Origin of the sequence: Desulfovibrio sp. 1188_IL3213 (genome assembly GCF_036763145.1) — a bacterium.
Classification (GTDB): domain Bacteria; phylum Desulfobacterota; class Desulfovibrionia; order Desulfovibrionales; family Desulfovibrionaceae; genus Desulfovibrio.
On the sequence record NZ_JBAIYR010000427.1, the window covers coordinates 1 to 1,876 of the forward strand.

The window sequence follows — 1,876 nt, forward strand, 5'->3', positions numbered from 1 at the left end:
ATCCTGGCATCCGGTCCGATTCCGACGTCTGGTCTGATCCGGGCCTACCGCCCGATCCGCCCACGCGGGCCGTTTGCGCCGCGCCCACTGCATCGGCAGGAAAAAGCGGAAATCCGCACTGCCTTACAGGCGTCACGGATGCGTACGCAGTCCAACTTACATACGCTTGCTGTTTCAGACAACAAAAAAAGGAAATGTCTTTGGCATTTCCTTTTTTTGTTAAAAAATAAAAGCTTTCTGAATTTTCTCTAGACTTGTCCTGATCCGCTCTTCCACCATCTGCATATGTGCCATTCTGTACACAGTACGGCTTATGCCAGTGCCGATACATGGAGCATCGCCTGCTGTTTGTCGAGCCGGAACCGTTCACCGGCAGCATTGAACCCGATACCGTTGCACCACATTTTCAATTACCGCACGTAGTTGGGGATATTGATAAAGACGTCGCGCGTGAAGGTGATCATGCGCTCCATAAGCCAGGGCAAGGCCAGCAGCAGGGTCAGAAACATGCAGACAATTTTGGGAATAAAGGTCAGCGTCATCTCCTGAATCTGGGTCGCAGCCTGAATGACGCTCACGATCACGCCCACGCCCAGCCCCACGCCCAGCATGGGCAGGGCCATCATAAGGCACAATTCAATGGCCTGGCGTCCGAAACCGATGACAAAATCAGGAGACATGGCGTAACCTCACAGGAAAATTTTGACACTGCCGCAACCGGCGGCCCATTTGATTCAAGATTGATGCCAGCCTGCTCAGGGCTGCGTCCGGTCAAAGCAGAAAACTGTTGACCAGCGAACCCACCAGCAGATTCCAGCCGTCAACCATCACAAAAAGCAGCAGCTTGAACGGCATGGAAACCATCATGGGCGGCAGCATCATCATGCCCATAGCAAGCAGCACGCTTGAAATCACCATATCAAGCACAAGAAAGGGAATGTAGATGAGAAAGCCGATGGTGAAGGCCGTTTTCAGTTCACTGATAACGTAGGCCGCCGCCAGAAGCATGGTGGGAACCTCTTCCTTGTTCTTCGGGGCTTCCATATTGCTGATGGAATAGAAGATGGAAAGGTCTTTTTCGCGCGTGTGCTTGAACATGAAGGAGCGCAGCGGGGCCTGGGCCTTGTCCAGAGCCTCCCTGTAGTCGATGCGCTCACTGAGGTAGGGCTGAAGGGCGTCGTCGTTGATCTGTTTGCCCACGGGGAACATGATCACAACCGTCATAAAAATGGCAAGACTTGCCAGAATCTGGGTGGGAGGCAGTTGCTGCACGCCCATGGCCTGGCGCAGAAAACTGAAAACAATAATGATGCGGGTAAAGCTGGTGACCGTAAGCATGATGGCCGGGGCCACGGAAAGGATGGTCAGCAGGAAGAGAATTTCCAGCAGGATGGAGACTTTTTCCGGCGATTTGGCGCCGCCCGCCAGGGTGAGCTGCAGGGTGGGCATAGCCATGTCCTGCGCGGCATGGGCCAGATGAGGCAGCCAGAAAAGAAGACTAGCGGCTGTCAGCCCCGCGAGACACTTCTTCCATGACGTGTTCAAAATCCTTGTTCTGCGGCTCATGCTGCGCCTGCTCCTCGGTCAGAAGGGTTATGTGCTGGTCGGTAACGCCCAGCAGCAACCTCCTATTCAAGAAGCGTACCACCATCAGCCCCTTGCGCGGCCCCAGCGGCAATTGCGCCTCCATGACCAGCGCCCCCTTGGGCAGCGCGCCGGGGCGCGGCAGAAAATTGAACTTGCCGAAGCGTCGCACAAGCCAGACCACCAGCCACAGTAAGGCCACCAGAAGAAAAAGTATGCCCACGGCCTGGGCATAGCCGCCCCACGAAAAAGAACTTCCGCCAAGGCTTGCCCCATGCGCCGCCGCGCTGCT

General features: G+C 55.5%; 4 protein-coding genes. 1 reads left to right on the plus strand and 3 read right to left on the minus strand.

What is annotated here, in order from left to right; all coding sequences use genetic code 11:
• Window positions 1–252, plus strand: a 252-nt coding sequence (locus tag V6C16_RS12220) for a hypothetical protein (protein ID WP_333543324.1), incomplete at its 5' end; no start/stop codon positions are given.
• Window positions 253–410: 158 nt separating this feature from the next.
• On the opposite strand, the gene fliQ is transcribed toward V6C16_RS12220, so the two are convergent.
• From fliQ to fliO, 3 genes are all read right to left on the minus strand, one after another.
• Window positions 411–680 (minus strand): flagellar biosynthesis protein FliQ, encoded by a 270-nt coding sequence (gene fliQ / locus V6C16_RS12225; RefSeq protein ID WP_012624021.1) that lies wholly within the window; start codon window positions 678–680, stop codon window positions 411–413.
• Window positions 681–771: 91 nt separating this feature from the next.
• Window positions 772–1,455 (minus strand): flagellar type III secretion system pore protein FliP, encoded by a 684-nt coding sequence (gene fliP / locus V6C16_RS12230; protein WP_291440306.1) that lies wholly within the window; start codon window positions 1,453–1,455, stop codon window positions 772–774.
• Window positions 1,456–1,498: 43 nt separating this feature from the next.
• Window positions 1,499–1,876, minus strand: a 378-nt coding sequence (fliO, locus tag V6C16_RS12235) for a flagellar biosynthetic protein FliO (protein ID WP_333543325.1), incomplete at its 5' end; no start/stop codon positions are given.